Origin of the sequence: Mesorhizobium sp. WSM4307 (assembly GCF_007003945.1) — a bacterium.
Classification (GTDB): Bacteria; Pseudomonadota; Alphaproteobacteria; order Rhizobiales; family Rhizobiaceae; genus Mesorhizobium.
In genome coordinates, this window is record NZ_VFTB01000010.1 from 318,025 (window position 1) to 337,500 (window position 19,476).

14 protein-coding genes (1 of these 14 only partly in view) are annotated in these 19,476 nt (G+C 63.9%); 10 read left to right on the forward strand and 4 right to left on the reverse strand.

The annotated features are described in order from the left end of the window. Positions 1–4 precede the first annotated feature (4 nt). Positions 5–754 carry a bifunctional 2-polyprenyl-6-hydroxyphenol methylase/3-demethylubiquinol 3-O-methyltransferase UbiG gene (gene ubiG / locus FJV83_RS25380; RefSeq protein WP_095772310.1) on the reverse strand — a complete coding sequence of 250 codons (750 nt, stop codon included), beginning with the start codon at positions 752–754 and terminating at the stop codon, positions 5–7. 181 nt (positions 755–935) lie between these two features. Between ubiG and FJV83_RS25385 the strand changes: the two genes are divergently transcribed. Beyond that, complete coding sequence (locus FJV83_RS25385) at positions 936–1,505, forward strand: putative glycolipid-binding domain-containing protein (RefSeq protein WP_142885595.1); 570 nt, start codon at positions 936–938, stop codon at positions 1,503–1,505. An 18-nt stretch (positions 1,506–1,523) separates the two neighbouring features. On the opposite strand, the gene FJV83_RS25390 is transcribed toward FJV83_RS25385, so the two are convergent. Further along, on the reverse strand, positions 1,524–3,362 hold the full coding sequence (locus tag FJV83_RS25390) for a CHASE3 domain-containing protein (protein WP_142885757.1): 1,839 nt from the start codon (positions 3,360–3,362) through the stop codon (positions 1,524–1,526). Positions 3,363–3,610: 248 nt separating this feature from the next. Here FJV83_RS25390 and FJV83_RS25395 point away from each other — a divergent pair, with 248 nt between their 5' ends. The 8 genes from FJV83_RS25395 to FJV83_RS25430 all read left to right on the forward strand — a co-directional run bounded on the left by FJV83_RS25395 (position 3,611) and on the right by FJV83_RS25430 (position 15,337). Beyond that, a complete protein-coding gene (locus tag FJV83_RS25395; protein WP_095772313.1) occupies positions 3,611–4,864 on the forward strand; it encodes an aspartate kinase in 1,254 nt (417 codons plus the stop codon). An 81-nt stretch (positions 4,865–4,945) separates the two neighbouring features. After that, on the forward strand, positions 4,946–7,216 hold the full coding sequence (gene ptsP, locus FJV83_RS25400; protein WP_019861345.1) for a phosphoenolpyruvate--protein phosphotransferase: 2,271 nt from the start codon (positions 4,946–4,948) through the stop codon (positions 7,214–7,216). A 10-nt stretch (positions 7,217–7,226) separates the two neighbouring features. After that, positions 7,227–8,306, forward strand: coding sequence for a peptide chain release factor 1 (prfA, locus tag FJV83_RS25405; protein ID WP_142885594.1), 1,080 nt, complete (start codon positions 7,227–7,229; stop codon positions 8,304–8,306). Beyond that, positions 8,299–9,171 (forward strand): peptide chain release factor N(5)-glutamine methyltransferase, encoded by an 873-nt coding sequence (prmC, locus tag FJV83_RS25410; protein WP_095787846.1) that lies wholly within the window; start codon positions 8,299–8,301, stop codon positions 9,169–9,171. Before prfA ends, prmC begins: the two co-directional genes overlap by 8 nt. Before the next feature lie 310 nt (positions 9,172–9,481). Next, positions 9,482–10,423: a DUF4167 domain-containing protein gene (locus tag FJV83_RS25415; RefSeq protein ID WP_142885593.1), complete on the forward strand. Its 942-nt coding sequence runs from the start codon at positions 9,482–9,484 to the stop codon at positions 10,421–10,423. Positions 10,424–10,643: 220 nt separating this feature from the next. Further along, a complete protein-coding gene (gene clpB, locus FJV83_RS25420; RefSeq protein WP_095772317.1) occupies positions 10,644–13,250 on the forward strand; it encodes an ATP-dependent chaperone ClpB in 2,607 nt (868 codons plus the stop codon). A gap of 60 nt (positions 13,251–13,310) precedes the next feature. Next, a complete protein-coding gene (locus FJV83_RS25425; protein WP_095787845.1) occupies positions 13,311–13,673 on the forward strand; it encodes an MmcQ/YjbR family DNA-binding protein in 363 nt (120 codons plus the stop codon). A gap of 149 nt (positions 13,674–13,822) precedes the next feature. Then, positions 13,823–15,337 carry a L,D-transpeptidase family protein gene (locus FJV83_RS25430; protein ID WP_142885592.1) on the forward strand — a complete coding sequence of 505 codons (1,515 nt, stop codon included), beginning with the start codon at positions 13,823–13,825 and terminating at the stop codon, positions 15,335–15,337. On the opposite strand, the gene FJV83_RS25435 is transcribed toward FJV83_RS25430, so the two are convergent. Continuing rightward, positions 15,311–15,943 carry a TMEM175 family protein gene (locus tag FJV83_RS25435; protein ID WP_095772320.1) on the reverse strand — a complete coding sequence of 211 codons (633 nt, stop codon included), beginning with the start codon at positions 15,941–15,943 and terminating at the stop codon, positions 15,311–15,313. The two genes, FJV83_RS25430 and FJV83_RS25435, sit on opposite strands and share 27 nt — an antisense overlap. Positions 15,944–16,096: 153 nt before the next feature. Here FJV83_RS25435 and FJV83_RS25440 point away from each other — a divergent pair, with 153 nt between their 5' ends. Beyond that, positions 16,097–17,671, forward strand: a complete 1,575-nt coding sequence (locus tag FJV83_RS25440; RefSeq protein WP_095787842.1) for an MFS transporter — start codon at positions 16,097–16,099, stop codon at positions 17,669–17,671. A gap of 106 nt (positions 17,672–17,777) precedes the next feature. Here FJV83_RS25440 and FJV83_RS25445 read toward each other — a convergent pair whose 3' ends face one another. Next, positions 17,778–19,476, reverse strand: the 3' portion of a protein-coding gene (locus tag FJV83_RS25445) for a M23 family metallopeptidase (protein ID WP_179296398.1). Its footprint extends 272 nt past the window's final position; the window shows 1,699 of its 1,971 coding nt (coding positions 273–1,971); its start codon lies off the right edge, out of view — the gene reads right to left on this strand; its stop codon occupies positions 17,778–17,780.

Sequence of the window (19,476 nt, forward strand, 5' to 3'; positions counted from 1 at the left end):
CGGATCAGACGGATCCCTTCTCCGCCAGCACCATGTAGTTGACGTCCATGTCCTTCGACCGCGCCCAGCGGTCGGCAAGCGGATTGTAGGTGACGCCGGTGCGGTCGATGACCGTCAGGCTGGCGCCGTCGAGCGCCTTCTCCAGTTCTTCCGGGCGCACCAGCTTGCCGAACTGGTGAGTGCCGCGCGGCAGCCAGCGCAGCACATATTCAGCACCGATGATGGCGAGCCCCAGCGCCTTCAGCGTGCGGTTGATGGTGGCCACGAACATGATGCCGCCGGGGCGGACCATCTGGCCGCATTTGGCGACGAACAGATCGATGTCGGCGACGTGCTCGACCACTTCCATGTTGAGGATGACGTCGAATGTTTCGCCGGCGTCGGCAAGATCCTCGGCAGTTGTGGCTCGGTAGTCGACGATCACATTGCCCTCGGCTGCGTGCAGTTTCGCCACTTCGATGTTTGTCTCGGAGGCGTCCGCTCCCACGACCTCGGCGCCAAGACGCGCCATCGGCTCGCACAAAAGACCGCCGCCGCAGCCGATATCGAGGATGCGCAGCCCCTCGAACGGCCGCGCGGCACGCGGGTCACGACCGAAGCGCGTCGCTATCTGGTCGCGGATATAGGAAAGCCGGACCGGATTGAATTTGTGCAGCGGACGAAACTTGCCGTTCGGGTTCCACCATTCGGCGGCAAGGGCGGAAAAGCGTTCCACTTCTCCGGCATCGATCGTCGATCGTCGGGCTTCTGGCATTGGTTGGTCTCCTCGAACGCTAGGAAGTCGGGCGTGTAGGCGGGAAAGTCAAGGCAACAATTTTCCTCTGCCGACAGGGCGGAACATCCTGTCAGGGCATGTCAGTTGTCGACCGCGGCGGTGAAACACAATTGGCCGGCTGGCGAATGAGGGGCATCGTTTGGATTCGAAGGAGTGCACGATGAAGGTCATGACGGCTTCGATCCTTTGGCGCAGGCTGGATGTGGAGGGCCACGACGCCTGCCTGCTGTCGCAAGCCGATGGCGGGCACAGCCTCCAGGGACAGGCCATCTTCGTCCAGGACGGCAAGCCATGCTGCCTTGCCTATGAGGTGATTTGCGACGCCGGCTGGTGCACGCGATCGGCGCGGGTCGATGGTTTTCTCGGCATGCGCGAGCTGCACTATGCCATTGAACGACGTGCCGACGGCGAGTGGATGCTGAACGGCGAGCCTAAGCGGGGCGTTGCCGGCCTTGTCGACGTCGACCTCGGCTTCACGCCGGCATCGAACCTGCTGGCGATACGCCGGTTCGACCTCGGCATCGGCGAGGCGACGCCCGCTCCAGCCGCCTATCTGAGCTTTCCAACGCTCGACATGGTGCTTCTCGAGCAAAGCTATCGGCGTCTCGACGAGACCCGCTACGCCTACAGCGCGCCCGTGTTCGGCTATGACGAGATCCTTGGTGTCTCGCCGCACGGCTTCGTCGCCGACTATCCCGGCCTGTGGACAAGCGTGACTGCCTCAGGCTGAAGGACGTTCTGGCGCGGCCTATTTTGCGTCCAGCACGTCGCGCAGCTTGGCTTCGAGTTGCTCGATGGTGAACGGCTTGGCCAGGAAGTGCACGTCATGGTCGAGCACGCCGTTATGGACGACGGCATTCCTGGTGAAACCGGTGGTGAAGATGACCTTCAGACCGGGTTGGCGTGCAACCGCTTCCTCGGCGAGCTTGCGGCCGTTCATCGCAGGCATGACGATATCCGTGAAAAGCACGGCGATGTCCGATGTCGCCGCCAGCTGCTGAAGGGCTTCCTGGCCACTTCCAACGTGGATGACCGTGTAGCCGAGTTCGCGCATGGCCTCTGTCGTGGCGGCCCGTACGCGGGCGTCGTCCTCGACGACGAGGATCGTTCCGGTGACCCTGGCGGCGCTCTTGCCGCGCCCGGCGGGTGCCGCCGGCTCCTCCGGTCCGAAAAACCGGGGCAGATAGATCCTGATCGTCGTGCCTTGGCCCGGTTCGGAGTAGATCTTGACGTGGCCGCCCGACTGCTTGACGAAGCCGAACACCTGGCTCAGCCCAAGTCCCGTGCCCTTGTTGACCGGCTTGGTCGTGAAGAAGGGTTCGAACGCCTTGGCGATGACCTCGGGTGACATGCCGGTGCCGGCGTCGGTTACCGCGATCATCACATATTGGCCTGGCGTGACTTCGGCATGCGTCGCGGCGTAGGCGTCGTCGAGGTGGCTGTTGGCGGTCTCGATGGTCAATTGGCCGTCATTGTCCATGGCGTCACGGGCATTGACGGCAAGGTTGAGGATGGCGTTCTCGATCTGGCTGGGGTCGGCGTAGGTTTTCCAAAGGCCCGCCGCCAGCACGGTTTCGACGCGGATGCCTTCGCCGAGCGCGCGGTGCAGAAGGTCGGACATGCCGGTCAACAGCCGGTTGGTGTCGACCACCTGCGGCGCCAGCGGCTGCAGGCGCGAGAAGGCAAGCAGCCGGGAGGTCAAATTGGCGGCACGGTTGGCCGCATCCGTCGCGGCCTCGATGAATTTCTCGATGTCATTCTCGCCGCGCTTCAGCTTGCGCTGGGCAAGGTTCATCGCGCTGAGGATGACCGCCAGCATATTGTTGAAATCGTGGGCGATGCCGCCTGTCAGTTGGCCGACCGCCTCCATTTTCTGCATCTGGCGAATCTGGGATTCGGCCTTCTCGCGCGTGTCGATCTCGTTGCCGAGCTCGATGTTCTTGCGCATCAGCTCTTCCTGGGCGGTGGCGACCTCGCGGAATCGGCGGCGGGATTGGCGGATGGTATAGGCGCCGAGCAGGAAGATCGCGACGAGGGCCGCAAGCGAACCGACACGCAGCCAGGCCTCGGCCTGGTCCGTGTGTTCATCGCGCGCGGCGATGTCGGCGGCGCCGATGCGCCGGATCGTGTCTATGCTGGCGCGGATATCGTCCATGGCGGCCTTGCCCTGGCCGCCGCGGACGAGTTCCAGCGCCTTTGACGCATCGCCCTTGTCGTAGAGGGCGATGGTCTCGGACATTTCAGCCAGCTTTTGCGCCAGCGCATCCTTGATATGGCTGATCTGCGGGGCGAGCTGATCATTGGACGATGTCATGGCATCGATGTGGGCAAGTTGGCCCGGAATTGCGTCGACAGCCTTCTGGTACGGTTCGAGATAGGATTTCTCGCCGGTCAGCAGATAGCCGCGCTGGCCTGCCTCGGCTTCCTGCGCCAATGAAAGCAGCCCTGAAAGCTGTTGCTGGTATTCGATTGTCTCGCGCGCGGCGGCACGATTGGCCCTTTGTCCCTCGACGAGCAGCGCGCGGGTGCCGACGATCAGCGACAGCACAGCAAAGCCGGCGACAAGCGGCAGCGATTGCAACCGCATGGCGCGCCGAAGACGAGCAATCATCTGTTATGCCGAGCCAAAAGGAAATCCCCCGCGGGCAGCATTTGGTACGCGGCGCTGGCCTGGATGGCAATATGCCGTCTTCTTGAAGCCGGCATTCCGCCGCCAGCCTTGCGAAACCCAAAGCATTTGGCTAAGGAGGCCGCGCATTCAGCGGCCGGCGCCAGCCGGGCGCTTTCCTTCGTTTTCGGCTCCTGGCCGGCTTCAGTCAAAGGCATTTCGCTTCCATGGCGCGTATCGTGATGAAATTCGGCGGAACCTCCGTCGCCGACATCGCCCGCATCCGCAACGTGGCGCGTCACGTCAAACGCGAGGTCGATGCCGGCCATGAGGTGGCGGTGGTGGTTTCGGCGATGGCCGGCAAGACCAACGAGCTGGTCGGCTGGACGCGCGAGGCCTCGCCGATGCACGACGCACGCGAATATGACGCGGTCGTCGCTTCCGGCGAACAGGTCACCGCCGGCCTGCTGGCCATCACCTTGCAGAACATGGGCGTACATGCCCGCTCCTGGCAGGGCTGGCAGATCCCGATCAAGACCGACAACGCGCATGGCGCGGCGCGCATCCTCGACATTGACGGCGCCTTCCTGATCAAGCGCTTCGGCGAGGGCCAGGTGGCCGTCATCGCCGGCTTCCAGGGCATCGGGCCGGACAACCGCATCGCGACCCTCGGCCGCGGCGGTTCCGACACCAGCGCGGTCGCCATCGCCGCGGCGGTCAAGGCAGACCGCTGCGACATCTACACCGACGTCGACGGGGTCTACACCACCGATCCGCGCATCGAGCCCAAGGCGCGGCGGCTGGCCAAGATCTCCTTCGAGGAAATGCTTGAAATGGCCTCGCTCGGCGCCAAGGTTCTGCAGGTGCGTTCGGTCGAGCTTGCCATGGTGCACAGGGTGCGTACCTTCGTGCGGTCGTCCTTCGACGATCCCGACGCGCCCGGAATGGGGGATTTGCTCAATCCTCCGGGAACGCTCATTTGCGACGAGGAAGAGATCGTGGAACAGCAGGTCGTCACCGGAATTGCCTACGCCAAGGACGAGGCCCAGATTTCGCTGCGCCGCGTCGGCGACCGCCCTGGCGTCGCCGCCGGCATTTTCGGGCCGCTGGCCGAGGCCAACATCAATGTCGACATGATCGTCCAGAACATCTCCGAGGACGGCAAGTTCACCGACATGACCTTCACCGTGCCTTCGGGTGACGTCGACAAGGCGCTGGCCGTGCTCGACGGGCTGAAGGCCGAGGTCGGCTACGATGTCGTGCAGTCGGAAGCCGGCATGTCGAAGGTTTCGGTCATCGGCATCGGCATGAGGAGCCATGCCGGTGTCGCCGCCACGGCTTTCAAGGCGCTGGCCGAGAAGGCGATCAATATCCGCGCCATCACCACCTCCGAGATCAAGATTTCGATACTGATCGACGGTCCGTACACCGAACTTGCGGTTCGCACTTTGCATTCCGTCTACGGTCTGGATAAGCAGTAGCAAGACTGAATCAGTTGTTGCGCGCATGCCGGCAGCGGCGGAAACTGCGCCGGCAAGTGTTTCATTGGAGAAGAAGCCGCGATGCGTGACCAGGCCAGCGGCCCGCGCGTTTTGCTGAAACGGCTCCGCGAGCTCATGCAAGAGCCGCTGGAGCCGCAGGAGCGGCTTGACCGGATCGTGCGCGACATCGCTTCCAACATGGTCGCGGAAGTGTGCTCGCTCTATGTGCTGCGCGCCGATTCGGTGCTTGAGCTCTATGCCACCGAGGGTCTGAACCCGAACGCCGTCCACCTGGCGCAGCTGCGACTCGGGCAAGGCCTGGTCGGCACCATCGCGGCCAGCGCGCGGCCGCTCAATCTGTCCAATGCGCAGGAACATCCGGCTTTCGCCTATCTGCCGGAGACCGGGGAAGAGATCTACAATTCCTTCCTTGGCGTGCCGGTGCTCAGGGCCGGGCGCACGCTGGGCGTCCTGGTCGTGCAGAACAAGACCATGCGCCATTATCGCGACGACGAGGTCGAGGCGCTGGAAACCACCGCCATGGTCATCGCCGAGATGATCGCCACCGGCGATCTGGCGCGGCTGACCCGGCCTGGGCTGGAACTCGACCTGCGCCGGCCCGTCAGTTTCACCGGCCTGTCCTTCAACGACGGCGTCGGGCTCGGCCATGTCGTGCTGCATGAGCCGCGCATCGTCGTTACCAATCTGTTCAATGAGGACAGCGAGGAAGAGGTCCGGCGGCTGGAGAGCTCCCTCGGTTCGCTGCGGCTCTCCATCGACGACATGCTGGAGCGCCGCGACGTCGCCTTCGAGGGCGAGCATCGCCAGGTGCTGGAAGCCTACCGCATGTTCGCCAACGACCGCGGCTGGGTGCGGCGCCTGGAGGAGGCAATCCGCAACGGCCTGACGGCCGAGGCGGCCGTGGAAAAGGTGCAGAGCGACATGCGCGCCCGCATGCTGCACATGACCGACCCCTATCTGCGCGAGCGGATGAGCGATTTCGACGACCTCGCCAACCGGCTCTTGCGCCAGCTGATGGGCCGCGGGCCGGAAGATGTCGCGGCCTCGCTGCCAAAGGACGCCATCATCGTCGCCCGCTCGATGGGCGCGGCAGAGCTGCTGGACTACCCCAGGGAGAAAATGCGCGGGCTGGTGCTCGAGGATGGTGCCGCCACCAGCCACGTCGTCATCGTCGCGCGCGCCATGGGCATTCCGGTCGCCGGCCAGATGAAGGGCGCCGTTTCCATGGCGGAAAACGGCGACGCCATCATCGTCGACGGCGAGGAAGGCACGATTCATCTGCGGCCGCAGTCCGATCTCGAAGCGGCCTATGCCGAAAAGGTGCGGTTCCGCGCCCGACGGCAAGAGGTCTATCGCGAACTGCGCAAGAAGCCGTCGACGACCAGGGACGGCGTGCAAGTCGATCTCCTGATGAATGCCGGGCTTGCCGTCGACCTGCCGCAACTGGCCGAATCGGGCGCTGCCGGCATCGGCCTGTTCCGCACCGAACTGCAGTTCATGGTCGCCTCGACGTTTCCGCGCGCCGAGGCGCAGGAGAAGCTCTATCGCGACGTGCTGGAGGCCGCGCGCGGCAAACCTGTCACCTTCCGCACCATCGACATCGGCGGCGACAAGGTGCTGCCCTATTTCAAGGGCGCCATCCAGGAAGAAAACCCGGCGCTCGGCTGGCGGGCGATCCGGCTGACGCTCGACCGGCCCGGGTTGCTGCGTACCCAGATCCGCGCCCTGCTGAAGGCCAGCGGCGGGCGCGAGCTCAAGCTGATGCTGCCGATGGTGACCGAGCTTGGCGAGATCGCCCAGGCGCGCGAAATCATCGACCGCGAGGTGCGGCATCTCTCGCGTTTCGCCCATCATCTGCCGACCAGCCTCAAGCTGGGCGCGATGCTGGAAGTGCCGTCGCTTCTGTTCCAGCTCGACGAATTGATGAAGGCGGTCGATTTCGTCTCGGTCGGCTCGAACGATCTGTTCCAGTTCGTCATGGCGGTCGACCGCGGCAACACGCAACTGGCCAACCGCTTCGACACGTTGTCGGCGCCGTTCCTGCGCGTGCTCAAGCAGATCGCCGACGCCGGCATCCGCAACCACACGCCGGTGACGCTGTGCGGTGAACTGGCCGGCAAGCCGATCTCGGCGATGGCGCTGATCGGTCTTGGCTTCCGCTCGATCTCGATGTCGCCGGCCTCGATCGGACCGGTCAAGGCGATGCTGACGGAACTGCCGCTGGATGAGCTGACGGCGTTCTTCGACGACAATCTGATGGCGCCGGCACAGGGGTTGCCGATGCGGGCGCTGCTGCAGGCCTTCGCCGACGACCGCTCGATTCCGTTGTAGCGTCCCCCTCATGGTCAATTTGCCCCGCGATCGTATGGATCAAGTCGTCAAGCGTTTCGAGATGCTCGAAGCGCAGATGTCGGCCGGCCCGGCGCCGGATGCCTATGTGAGGATGGCATCGGAATATGCCGAGTTGCAGGACATGGTGGCCAAGGTCAGGGAATTGCGCTCGGCCGAGCATGAGCAGGCCGACCTCGAGGCAATGCTTGCCGACAAGGGCACCGACGCCGAGATGCGGGCGCTCGCCGAGGCGGATCTGCCCGGCGTGGAGGAGCGTATCGAAGCGCTGCAGAAGGATATCCAGATCCTGCTCCTGCCCAAGGATGCCGCCGACGACAAGAACGCCATCCTCGAAATCCGTGCCGGCACCGGCGGTGACGAGGCGGCGCTCTTCGCCGGCGACCTGTTTCGCATGTATGAGCGCTATGCCGCCGAACGCGGCTGGCGGTTCGAAACCGTGTCGGCCAGCGACGGCGATGCCGGCGGGTTCAAGGAAATCATCGCCACCGTCTCGGGCAAAGGCGTGTTTGCCCATCTGAAATTCGAATCCGGCGTTCATCGCGTGCAACGCGTGCCGGCGACCGAGGCCAGTGGGCGCATTCACACCTCGGCGGCGACCGTGGCCGTTCTGCCGGAAGCGGAAGAGGTCGACATCGAAATCCGCGCCGAAGACATCCGCATCGACACGATGCGTGCCTCGGGCTCCGGCGGGCAGCACGTCAACACCACCGATTCGGCGGTGCGCATTACCCATTTGCCGACCGGCATCATGGTGGTGCAGGCGGAGAAGTCGCAGCACCAGAACCGGGCGAAGGCCATGCAGATCCTGCGCGCCCGGCTCTATGACCTGGAGCGCGGCAAGGCAGATGAGGAACGCTCTGAATCGCGCAAATCGCAGGTCGGCTCCGGCGACCGTTCGGAGCGCATCCGCACCTACAATTTCCCGCAAGGCCGCGTCACCGACCATCGCATCAACCTGACGCTCTACAAGCTCGACCGGGTGATGATGGGCGAGCTCGACGAGATCATCGACGCGCTGATCGCCGATCACCAGTCGAAGCTGCTGGCCGATATCGGCCTTGATGGCTGACCCTCTGCCCGAGGCGCTGGGGCCGCTGCTGCGGGCAGCGCGGGCCAGGCTTATGGCGGCCGGGGTCGGCGATCCGGCGCTCGATGCGCGGCTGATCGTCGAACATTTTTCCGGCACGACGCGCACGCAGGCCATTGCCGATCCTGAACGCATGATCGACAGCAACACCATCGCCGCGATCGATGCCGCCCTGAGACGCCGGGCGGGTGGCGAACCGGTGCACCGCATCCTCGGCTACCGCGAATTCTACGGTTTGCGCCTGTTGCTGTCGCCGGAAACGCTCGAGCCGAGGCCGGATACCGAAACGCTGGTCGAGGCCGTGCTGCCTTTCGTCAAGGCAATGGCCGCGCGGGAGGGGGCCTGCCGCATCCTTGATCTCGGCACCGGGACGGGAGCGATCGCGCTGGCGCTGCTGAGTGCCGTGCCGGCCGCGACCGCCACCGGTGTCGACATTTCCGCCGGTGCGCTGGCGACGGCGGCGCGCAATGCCGGGGAACTCGGACTCGAGGCCAGGTTCACGACGGTGCAGTCGGACTGGTTCGAAAAAGTTTCCGGCCGATACCATGTAATTGCCGCAAACCCTCCCTATATACCGTCAGGAGACATTGGAAATCTGCAGGACGAGGTCCGCGATTTCGACCCACGCCAAGCCTTGGATGGCGGCGTGGATGGGCTGAACCCCTACAGGATCATTGCCGCCGAGGCGGCACGGTTTCTAGAAGCCGAAAGCAGGATTGCGGTCGAGATCGGCCATACGCAACGCAACGAGGTTACGGATATATTCAAGGCGGCTGGTTATGCATCGGCTGCTGCTTTGCGTGATCTCGGCGGAAACGACAGGGTTCTTGTCTTTCAATGGGGATAAGCCTTGACGCAGTGCGAAAAAACCGCTTGGCAATACCAGGGAATGCGGCTAGGGTCGCCTCAACCGGATGAGACGAAGCAGGCAGTGCTCTTAGCGATTCGGTCCTCCTTGGAAATAGCTGCCTTCTTGCGCAAACGACGCCCAAGCTTCGTGCGGGAATCGTCCGGCAAGTGATGTAACCGGAACAGGATGGCACGTGGCGCCAACGCAATTGATGCGGGCGAACGCCGGTGAAGAAACGAAACGGCTGGCTGCATGAGCGCCTCCGTTCGTAACGAGTTTTCGAAAATTTCAAGATGAAGAGAGTCGAATGAGGCCACAACAGCAGAACAGGCGCATGCGCGGTCGCAACAACAATGGCGGCGGCGGTGGCAACAACAATAACAACAACAACAACCGCAAGGGCCCGAATCCCCTGACGCGCAACTACGAGAGCAACGGCCCGGATGTGAAGATCCGTGGATCGGCTCAGCAGATCGCCGAGAAATACGCTACCCTGGCCCGTGACGCGCAAAGCTCCGGCGACCGGGTCATGGCGGAGAACTATCTCCAGCACGCCGAACACTACAATCGCATCATTGCCGCCGCGCAGGCGCAGATGCCGATCCAGAACGTCCAGCAAAACCGTGACGATTTCGACGATGACGGCGATGAAGATCGCGACGATTTCGACAATGCCGGCAACAATGGCGGCAACACCGTCTCCGATCCGCAAATTCCTGTCATCAACCATGGCGCCGGTCCGCAGCCGGTGATCGAGGGCATGCCGGCCGAGGTCGCGCTGAACCGTGACGGCCGCGACAATCGCGACAATGGCGGGCGCGACAACAACGGGCGCAACAATGGTGGCCGCGACAACAATGGCGGGCGTCACCGCGATCGCCGCCCAAATGGCGGCTATGGCCAGCGTGATTACCCGTCACCGACCGAGCAAGGCGGCCAGCAGCGCAACGAAGCCCCGGCACAGGCGGAGGTGCAGCTAGAGCCTGGTTCACCGGCCGAGACCGTTGCCGTCGCCGAGCCGGCGCCGCTGTTCGAGAGTTTTTCGCCGGCGGCTCTTGCCGCCCAAGCCGAGCTCAACGAGGCGGCCGCCGAGAGCGGCGCTGCCCGTCGCCCGCGCCGTCCGCGCCGTCCGCGCACCAATGCCGACCAGGTCGATAGCGGTGGCGACAATGCGGATGCCGGCGAGGTGGCCGCGGCCCCGGCCGATAGCGGCAATGCCGAGCCAGCGATCGTCGACATCGACAACTGATCGAACGGCATTTCAAGACGTTGAACGGCGGGGAGAAATCTCCGCCGTTTTCGTTTCGGCTGACGTGGAATATTATGCATTGACCGACATCAAGGCGTCTTGAGACGGCATGGCCTATGCACCATATCTCGGCTGAACAGGATCCGGCTCGAATGGGCGGGTCCGTCACCGCAATCTGATCCGGTGCCGCAAAGCGGGCCGGTGATGGAAGGAGACAGATATGAACCTTGAGAAGTACTCCGAGCGCGTGCGCGGCTTCATCCAGTCCGCGCAGACCATGGCGCTCTCCCGCAATCACCAGCAATTCACCCCCGAACACATTCTGAAGGTGCTCGTCGACGATGACGAGGGCTTGGCCGCGTCGCTGATCGAACGCGCCGGCGGCAATGTCCGCGACGTCAAGCTCGGCGTCGAGACGGCGCTCGAAGCAATGCCGAAGGTGGAGGGCGGTAACGGCCAGCTCTACCTGGCGCAGCCGCTGGCCAAGGTGTTCTCGACGGCCGAAGAACTGGCCAAGAAGGCCGGCGACAGCTTCGTCACGGTCGAACGGCTGCTGCAGGCGCTCACCATGGAAAAGTCGGCCAAGACCGCCGACATACTGGCAAAGGCCGGCGTGACCGCGCAGGCGCTGAACCAGGTCATCAATGATGTCCGCAAGGGCCGCACCGCCGATTCGGCGAGTGCCGAGCAAGGCTATGACGCGCTGAAGAAGTACGCGCGCGACCTGACCGCCGACGCGCGCGCCGGCAAGCTCGACCCGGTCATTGGTCGTGACGACGAGATTCGCCGCACCATCCAGGTGCTGTCGCGCCGCACCAAGAACAATCCGGTGCTGATTGGCGAGCCGGGCGTCGGTAAGACGGCGATCGCCGAAGGCCTGGCGCTGCGCATCGTCAATGGCGACGTGCCGGAATCGCTGAAGGACAAGCAGCTGATGGCGCTCGACATGGGCGCACTCATCGCCGGTGCCAAATATCGCGGCGAGTTCGAGGAGCGGCTGAAGGCCGTGCTCTCCGAAGTCACGTCGGCCAATGGCAACATCATCCTGTTCATCGACGAGATGCACACGCTGGTCGGCGCCGGCAAGGCGGACGGCGCGATGGATGCGTCGAACCTGCTGAAGCCTGCGCTGGCGCGCGGTGAACTGCACTGCGTCGGCGCGACCACGCTCGATGAATACAGAAAACATGTCGAGAAGGATCCGGCACTTGCCCGCCGTTTCCAGCCGGTCTTTGTCGATGAGCCGACGGTGGAGGACACCGTCTCGATCCTGCGCGGCCTGAAGGAAAAATACGAGCAGCACCACAAGGTGCGTATCTCGGACTCGGCGCTGGTGGCGGCGGCGACGCTGTCCAACCGCTATATCGCCGACCGCTTCCTGCCGGACAAGGCGATCGACCTGGTCGACGAGGCCGCTTCGCGGCTGAGGATGCAGGTCGATTCCAAGCCCGAGGCGCTGGACGAGATCGACCGCCGCATCATGCAGCTCAAGATCGAGCGCGAGGCGCTGAAGGTCGAGACGGACGATGCCTCGAAGGACCGGCTCGCCCGCCTGGAGAAGGAACTTGTCGGCCTTGAGGAGGAATCGACCGAGATCACAACCAAGTGGCAGGCCGAGAAACAGAAACTCGGGCTTGCGGCCGACTTGAAGAAGCAGCTCGACGAGGCACGCAACGAGCTTGCCATTGCCCAGCGCAAGGGCGAGTTCCAGCGCGCCGGCGAGCTTGCCTATGGCAAGATCCCGGAACTCGAGAAGAAGCTGAAGGAAGCCGAGGCCCAGGACGGCAAGGCCGGCATGGTCGAGGAAGTGGTCACCCCGGACCACGTCGCCCATATCGTCTCGCGCTGGACCGGCATTCCAGTCGACAAGATGCTGCAGGGCGAGCGTGACAAGCTGCTGCGCATGGAAGACGAGATCGGCAAGCGGGTCGTCGGCCAGGGCGAGGCGGTGCAAGCCGTTTCCAAGGCGGTGCGGCGTGCCCGTGCCGGGCTGCAGGATCCGAACCGGCCGATCGGCTCGTTCATCTTCCTCGGGCCGACGGGCGTCGGCAAGACCGAACTGACCAAGGCGCTGGCAAGCTTCCTGTTCGACGACGACAGCGCCATGGTGCGCATCGACATGTCGGAGTTCATGGAAAAGCACTCGGTCGCCCGGCTGATCGGCGCGCCTCCCGGCTATGTCGGCTATGAGGAAGGCGGCGCGCTGACCGAAGCGGTGCGGCGCCGGCCCTATCAGGTCGTGCTGTTCGACGAGATCGAGAAGGCGCATCCCGATGTCTTCAACGTGCTCTTGCAGGTGCTCGATGACGGCCGGCTCACCGATGGGCAGGGCCGCACGGTCGATTTCCGCAACACGCTGATCATCATGACGTCGAACCTTGGCGCCGAATATCTGGTCAATCTCGGCGAGGACCAGGATGTCGATGCCGTGCGCGACGAGGTGATGGGCGTGGTCAGGGCATCGTTCCGGCCGGAATTCCTCAACCGCGTCGACGAGGTGATCCTGTTCCACCGGCTGCGCCGCAAGGACATGGACCGCATCGTCGAAATCCAGCTCAAGCGGCTGGAAAGCCTGCTCGTCGATCGCAAGATCACGCTGTCGCTGGATCACGAGGCGATTGAGTGGCTGGCGGCCAAGGGCTACGACCCGGCCTATGGCGCGCGGCCGCTGAAGCGGGTGATGCAGAAGGAACTGCAGGATCCGCTGGCGGAGAAGATCCTGCTCGGCGAGATTCTCGACGGTTCGACCGTCAAGGTCACGTCCGGTTCCGACCGGTTGAACTTCCGCTCGAAGCCGACGGTCGTCGCGACCGAAGCGGCGGCCTGATTTCAACGCCGCGCGTCCATCCTGGACGCGCGGCGTTTTCATATTGAGGGTGGAGGGCGGATGACGCTGGACGATTACAATGGCTTCTGCGCCTCACTGCCCGCGGTAAACCACGTCGTCCAGTGGGGTGGCGCCCATGTCTGGAAGGTCGGCACCAAGGTATTTGCGATCGGCGGCTGGGATCAGGGCCAGCAGCTCTTCGTCACCTTCAAATGTTCCGACATCGCCTATGACGTGCTGAGGGAGCAGCCGGGTTTGCGGCCCGCGCCCTACCTTGCCTCGCGCGGCATGAAGTGGATCCAGCGTCGGACAAGCCAGAGCATGGATGATGCTGCGCTGGAGGATTATTTGCGCGAGAGCCATCGCCTTGTCGCCCTGAAGCTGACCAAGCAGGCGCGCAAGGAATTGGGGCTCGCAAGCTAGCGAGTATTCGTCGGTGCGCCGAAAAACCGCCATCTTCATGCCCGGTTCATATTGGAACCATAGGGTGGGGTAACTGGTTTGCTGGCGAAGGGGTTCGCCCAGTGTACAATGCCGGGCGGCGGCAATTAGGGACCGGAGAGTTGGCCACGATGTTCCGCACGATCTTTGCCCTTTCGGCGCTTGCCACCGGGCTTGTGTCTTTCGGTGCGCTTGCCGCGCCGGCGCAGGACAGTGCACCAAAGGTTGCCCGCGCCACCGATGATGGCGGCATTCTTGTGGCCCAGGACGGAAATCTGGACATCTATTACGACGCCCGCGGCAACCGCGTCATCGTCGATGCCGACACCGGCAAGGTCATCGCCATCCAGCCGCCGCAGACGCGGCTTGACCGGCGTGCACTGCGCCGCGAGACAAGGTTGCGCGAATTGGGCCGGGCTCCCACCGATGATGACCGCTACTATCTCGACGATCCACAAGACATGGCGCGCTTCCGCCGCAAGCAGTTGGAAGAGGAAGGCCGGGTCATCCCGCCGCCGGCGGACGAATACGACCCCTATGGCGACAATTCGGTCGAAGCCTATCCGCCGGCGCCGCAGGACGACGGCAATTACGACAACAGCTATCCCGATGCGCCAACGGCAAAGCCGGGCGTCATCAAGCGCCAGCCGCTAGACGAGGCCGCGATAGACCCTGCGCAGCCGGACGTAGAGCAGGTCAATCCGGATACGCAGGCTTCCCTGCCGCCTGATACTGGCGGCAAGGCCGCCGTCGATCCGTCGCTGTCGCTCGGCGTGCGCCAGGACGTGGCGGCGCTGCAGGTGCTGCTCGACCGCGGCGGCGCTTCGCCGGGCGTGATCGATGGGCGTTTCGGCTCGAATGTCGATAAGGCCTTGGCCGCCTATAACCAGATCACCGGCAGCAATCTGAAATCGACGGACACAGTCGGCATCCAGGCAGCGCTCGCGCAATCGGGCGGCGATGCTTTCGCCAATTACACCATCACAGCGGAAGATGCGGCTGGCCCCTATGTCGCCTCGATCCCGGAAGATTACAGCCAGAAGGCGCAGCTCGACCGCATGGGCTACACCTCCGTCACCGAGGCGCTGGCCGAGCGCTTCCACATGGACGAGAACTATTTGAAGTCGATCAACAAGGGCCTCGACTTCAACCGTCCCGGCACGATCATCAAGGTCGCCAATTTCGGCAAGCTGGTCTCGACGCCGGTCGCGCGCATCGTCGCCGACAAGACCAGGAAGGAAGCGTACGCCTACGATGCGGGCGGCAAGCTGGTCGCGGCCTATCCCGCGACCATCGGCTCTGCCGACACGCCTTCGCCCACCGGCATCCACGCCGTGTCGCGCATCGCGCTCGACCCGAACTACACCTACAACCCGAACATCAATTTCAAGCAGGGCCAGAACGACAAGATCCTGACCATTCCGCCAGGCCCTAACGGCCCCGTCGGCTCGGTGTGGATTGCCCTGGACAAGCCGACCTACGGCATCCACGGAACGCCCGAGCCGTCGAAGATCGGCAAGACCGAAAGCCATGGCTGCGTGCGCCTGACCAACTGGGATGCGCGCGAACTCGCCAAGCTGGTGTCGCCAGGCGTCACCGTGGAGTTTGTCGGCGGACCTTCAGCCGATGACTTTGCGCAGCAATGAGCCGCGCGGCGCGGCGGCATAGATCAGCTGCACCACCAGGATGAAGCCGACGCTGAGCAACGGCGTGACCAGGCAGAGCAGCGCGCCGACCGCCCACAGGATCTGTGCCTTGACGATGCGCAGATAGACCGTGCGCTTCGTTTCGGCATCGACATCTTCGGCGACAAAGCCGTTCTTTTCCGCATAGCGCCAGCTGGCGAACAGCGTGACGCCGAGCATCAGCAGGTTGAGCCAGTAGACCAGCACCGCCGTCCTGAATTCGAGGAAGTCCGCCAGAAGGTCGGTCGAGAACGGCAAGAGCGCGATGAAGGCGAGAAAGCAGAGATTCAGCGTGGCAAGACGCCTGTCGGATTTGGCGATCAGCCCATGCTGAGCCTGCTGGCCGAACCAGAAGATGGTCAGCGTCAGGAAGCTCAAGGCATAAGTCAGGAAGCGCGGTGCCAATGAGGCGATGGCGACGAGCAGATCGTGCTCGGAATGCACGCTCTCATGCGCCGGCACCCTGATCTCGAGCACGATGAGCGTGAGCGCGATGGCAAAGACGCCGTCGGTGATGCCGACAATGCGGCCGCGTCCTTCCGCCGACGCTTCAAGTGGACGTTTCATTGATTGCCCCCCGCTGCCGTTCTTCCGGAAAACTTAGCATGACTGCCGGCGTTTGCATCAGCACGGGACGCATCCTGGCCAATTGGCTGGTTTCAAGGACTGCAAGCTGCTGGCCGGTTGTTGCGGGCGCGCTTGGGGTCTAAGTGAGGTGGCATGCATTCGCCCAATGAAGCCGCCGCCGTCCCGCTGACCAGCCCGGTCACGAACGGAACCTTTTGTCCGCAATCGCAGCGGCGATTCGTCTTGATCGCGGCGATCCTGGCCTCGGCGCTCGGCTTCATCGACGGCTCGATCCTGGCCATCGCCATGCCGGCGATCCGTGTCAACCTCGGCGCCAGCCTTGCCGAGGCGCAGTGGATCTCCAATGCCTATGCATTGACGCTTTCGGCGCTGATCCTTGCCGGCGGCGCCGCCGGCGACCGGTTCGGGCTGCGCCGTGCCTTCGTGGCCGGCATCGCGCTGTTCATCGTTGCCTCGCTCGCCTGCGCGCTGGCGCCGAATGCTGTCGTGCTGATCGGGTTTCGCGCTGTCCAGGGTATTGGTGCGGCGATCATGGTGCCGGGCAGCCTCGCCATCATCGCCAAGGCCTATCCAAAAAAGGAGCGCGGCCGTGCAATCGGCATCTGGGCCGCCGCCTCGGCGCTGACCACGGCCCTCGGGCCGGTGCTCGGCGGCCTGGTGCTGTCGGCTTTCGGCGCCGGCATCTGGCGGGCGATCTTCGCCGTCAACCTGCCGCTCGGGCTGATCTCGATCTACTTGCTGCTCGTCAAGATCCCGGCCGATGCGGCGACGGAAAAACGCAGCCTCGATCTCGGCGGGGGTGCGCTCGCGACATTGGCGTTCGGCGCACTCGCCTATGGGCTGACCTCGATGAGTTCGAGCGGCGAGGGCAATATGGCGGGGCCGAGCATTGCCGCCGGCGCGGTACTGCTTGTGGTCTTCATCCTGTTCGAACACCGGCGACGCGAGCCGATGATCGATCTCAGCCTGTTTCGCATCGGCGCTTTTGCCGGTGCCAATGTGGCGACCTTCTTCCTCTATTTCGCGCTGTCGGCCAATCTTTTCTATCTGCCGATGCTGCTGATCGCCGGCTGGGGACTGAGCACGGCGGAGGTCGGCTTCATCTTCCTGCCGCTGTCGGCATCGATCGCCCTTCTGTCGGGACCGGTCGGGCAGTTGTCGGACCGGATCGGACCGCGTTTCCCGATCGCCTGCGGCAGCCTGATCGTGGCTTTCGCCTTCGCCGGACTTGCCTTGCTCGCCCGTGCCGGCATCCACCATTTCTGGACCGGAATATTTCCGCTGATGGCGCTGATGGGCCTCGGCATGGCGCTGGTCGTCTCGCCACTGTCCACCGCGATCATGACGGCGGTGGAAGACAAGGATACGGGGGCTGCCTCCGGCATCAACAATGCCGTCTCGCGCGTTGGCGGCCTGATCGCGGTGGCGGCAATGGGCTCGCTTGCCACCTGGGTCTATTCAACGATGCTCGACACCAGGGTCAGGCCAGGCATTCCGGGGTTTGGCGAACCGGTATCGACAGGCCTGCCGCCCGAACTCGAAGCAACACGGCTTGCTGCCAGCGACATGGCCTTTTCAGCCATATCCTTGACGACCGCCGTGCTCTGCCTGCTTGCCGCGATCATCGCATGGATTACCGTTTCGGGTCAGACGCTGCCCTGGCCGCGCCACACCGATGAATCGTCAGCTGATTCGTCGCGAAACTGATTCGCCGATGCCGGGCTGGCCAGGGTTCAGAGCATTCCAGGAAAAGTGTGAGCGGCTTTTCCGGGCAAAGCGCGTAGCGCTTTCCCTCGGGAAACGGTGGATCGCTCTAGCCGTCGATCTTGGCGCTCGCGACCTTGAGCGAATTGCCTTCTTCCTGCTTCAGCAGGTCGTCGATGCGCTCGCGCTCGCGCTTGAAGGCGACGAGGTCGTCGCCCTTCAGCACCTTGCCGACCGGCAGCCGAACACGCATCGAATCGACCTTGGTGCCGTTGACGATCAGCTCGTAGTGGAGATGCGGACCGGTGGAAAGACCAGTCTGGCCGAGATAGCCAATGACCTGGCCCTGGCGAACCCGAACGCCCGGCTCGATGCCTTTTGCAAAGGCGCTCTGGTGGTTGTAGGAGGTTTCGTAGCCATTGGCATGGCGCAGGATGATCTGCTTGCCATAGCCGCCAGCCCAACCGGCCTTCTCGACGACGCCATTGCCGGCGGCGATGATCGGGGATCCGATCGGGGCGGCCCAGTCGGTGCCCGTGTGCATACGGACATACCCCAGGATAGGATGCTTGCGCGCGCCAAAGCCGGAGGTGAATCTTCCGTTGGGCAGCGGGTTGCGCAGCAGGAACTGCTCGGCGCTCGATCCATCCTCGTCGAAATAGTCGGTGCTGCCGTCTTGCATCTGGAAGCGATAGAAGTTGCGCGTCGTACCGCCGAAGTTCGCCGAGACATAGAGGAGCTCCGAATCGTCGGAGGTCTGGTCATCCCCGTCCGGCTGCGAGAACAGCACTTCGAGGCGATCGGACGGATTGAGTCGTGACTGGAAGTCGACGCCAGATGCCAGCAGCTTGATCAGCCGCTGGGTCATTTTCTTCGACATGCCGTAGGAATAGGCGGTGCGGTAGATACCGTCATAGACAGTGGGCAGGTTGCCGCGCACCACCACCGGCGCCGACGAATCGTCAAATGCCGTCAACAATTCGGGATTGGGATCCGGCTCCTGCGCCGGCACATACTGGCCGCGGTCATCGAGCGCGATGGTAACGATATGGGTGGTCCTGTCGTAGACGCTGGTGCGCACGACCTTGGCGGCGTCGCCATGGACTTCGAGACCGACGCGCAGCACGGTTCCGGCTTTCAGCGTCGGCGCGTTCAACAGCTTGGCGATCGCTTCGGCCATGCCGGTGGCGTCGTCGCCCGTATAACCCGAATCGGCAAAGGCCTCGGTGAGGTCGGTGTCCTTGGTGAAGGGAATGATTTCCTCGGCGAAAGCCGGCGCCTGGTCGTCAGTGGCAGCACGCGGCGACACCGAGACGTTTTCCGGCACGATCTTGACGTCATAGGAGCCGGCCATGCTCTCGGCGAAGGCTTCGCCGAATCGCTGCGGATCGACATAGTGGAGTGAAGCGACCTGCACGGCGCCGTCGCTAAGGTCGGTGCCGGCGTCGCGCACCACCTTTTCCACCTCGTCGGCGGACAGATCGCTCTTCTCGTCGAAGGCCGCCGTCTCGATCGGGAAGTCGACGGTCTTCAGGCTCATCTCGCTTTCGACCTTGGCGCCATAGATCTGGCCGGAGGCGGCGGAGGCCGCCGCCGGTTGCGCCGGAGCGTCGTCACCGTCGTCGCCGAACACCTGCATCGGGTCGAAAGGCGGGTAGGGCCGGCTGGTGGTGTGGCCCGCGGCGAGCGCCATCTTGATCTGCACGAAAGGCATTGTGTGGATGACGTCGCGGTCGCCAACCTTGGTGACCATCGACACTTCCATGCGGCGGCGGTCCTTGGCCTTGGCGATCTGACGCGGCGCCACA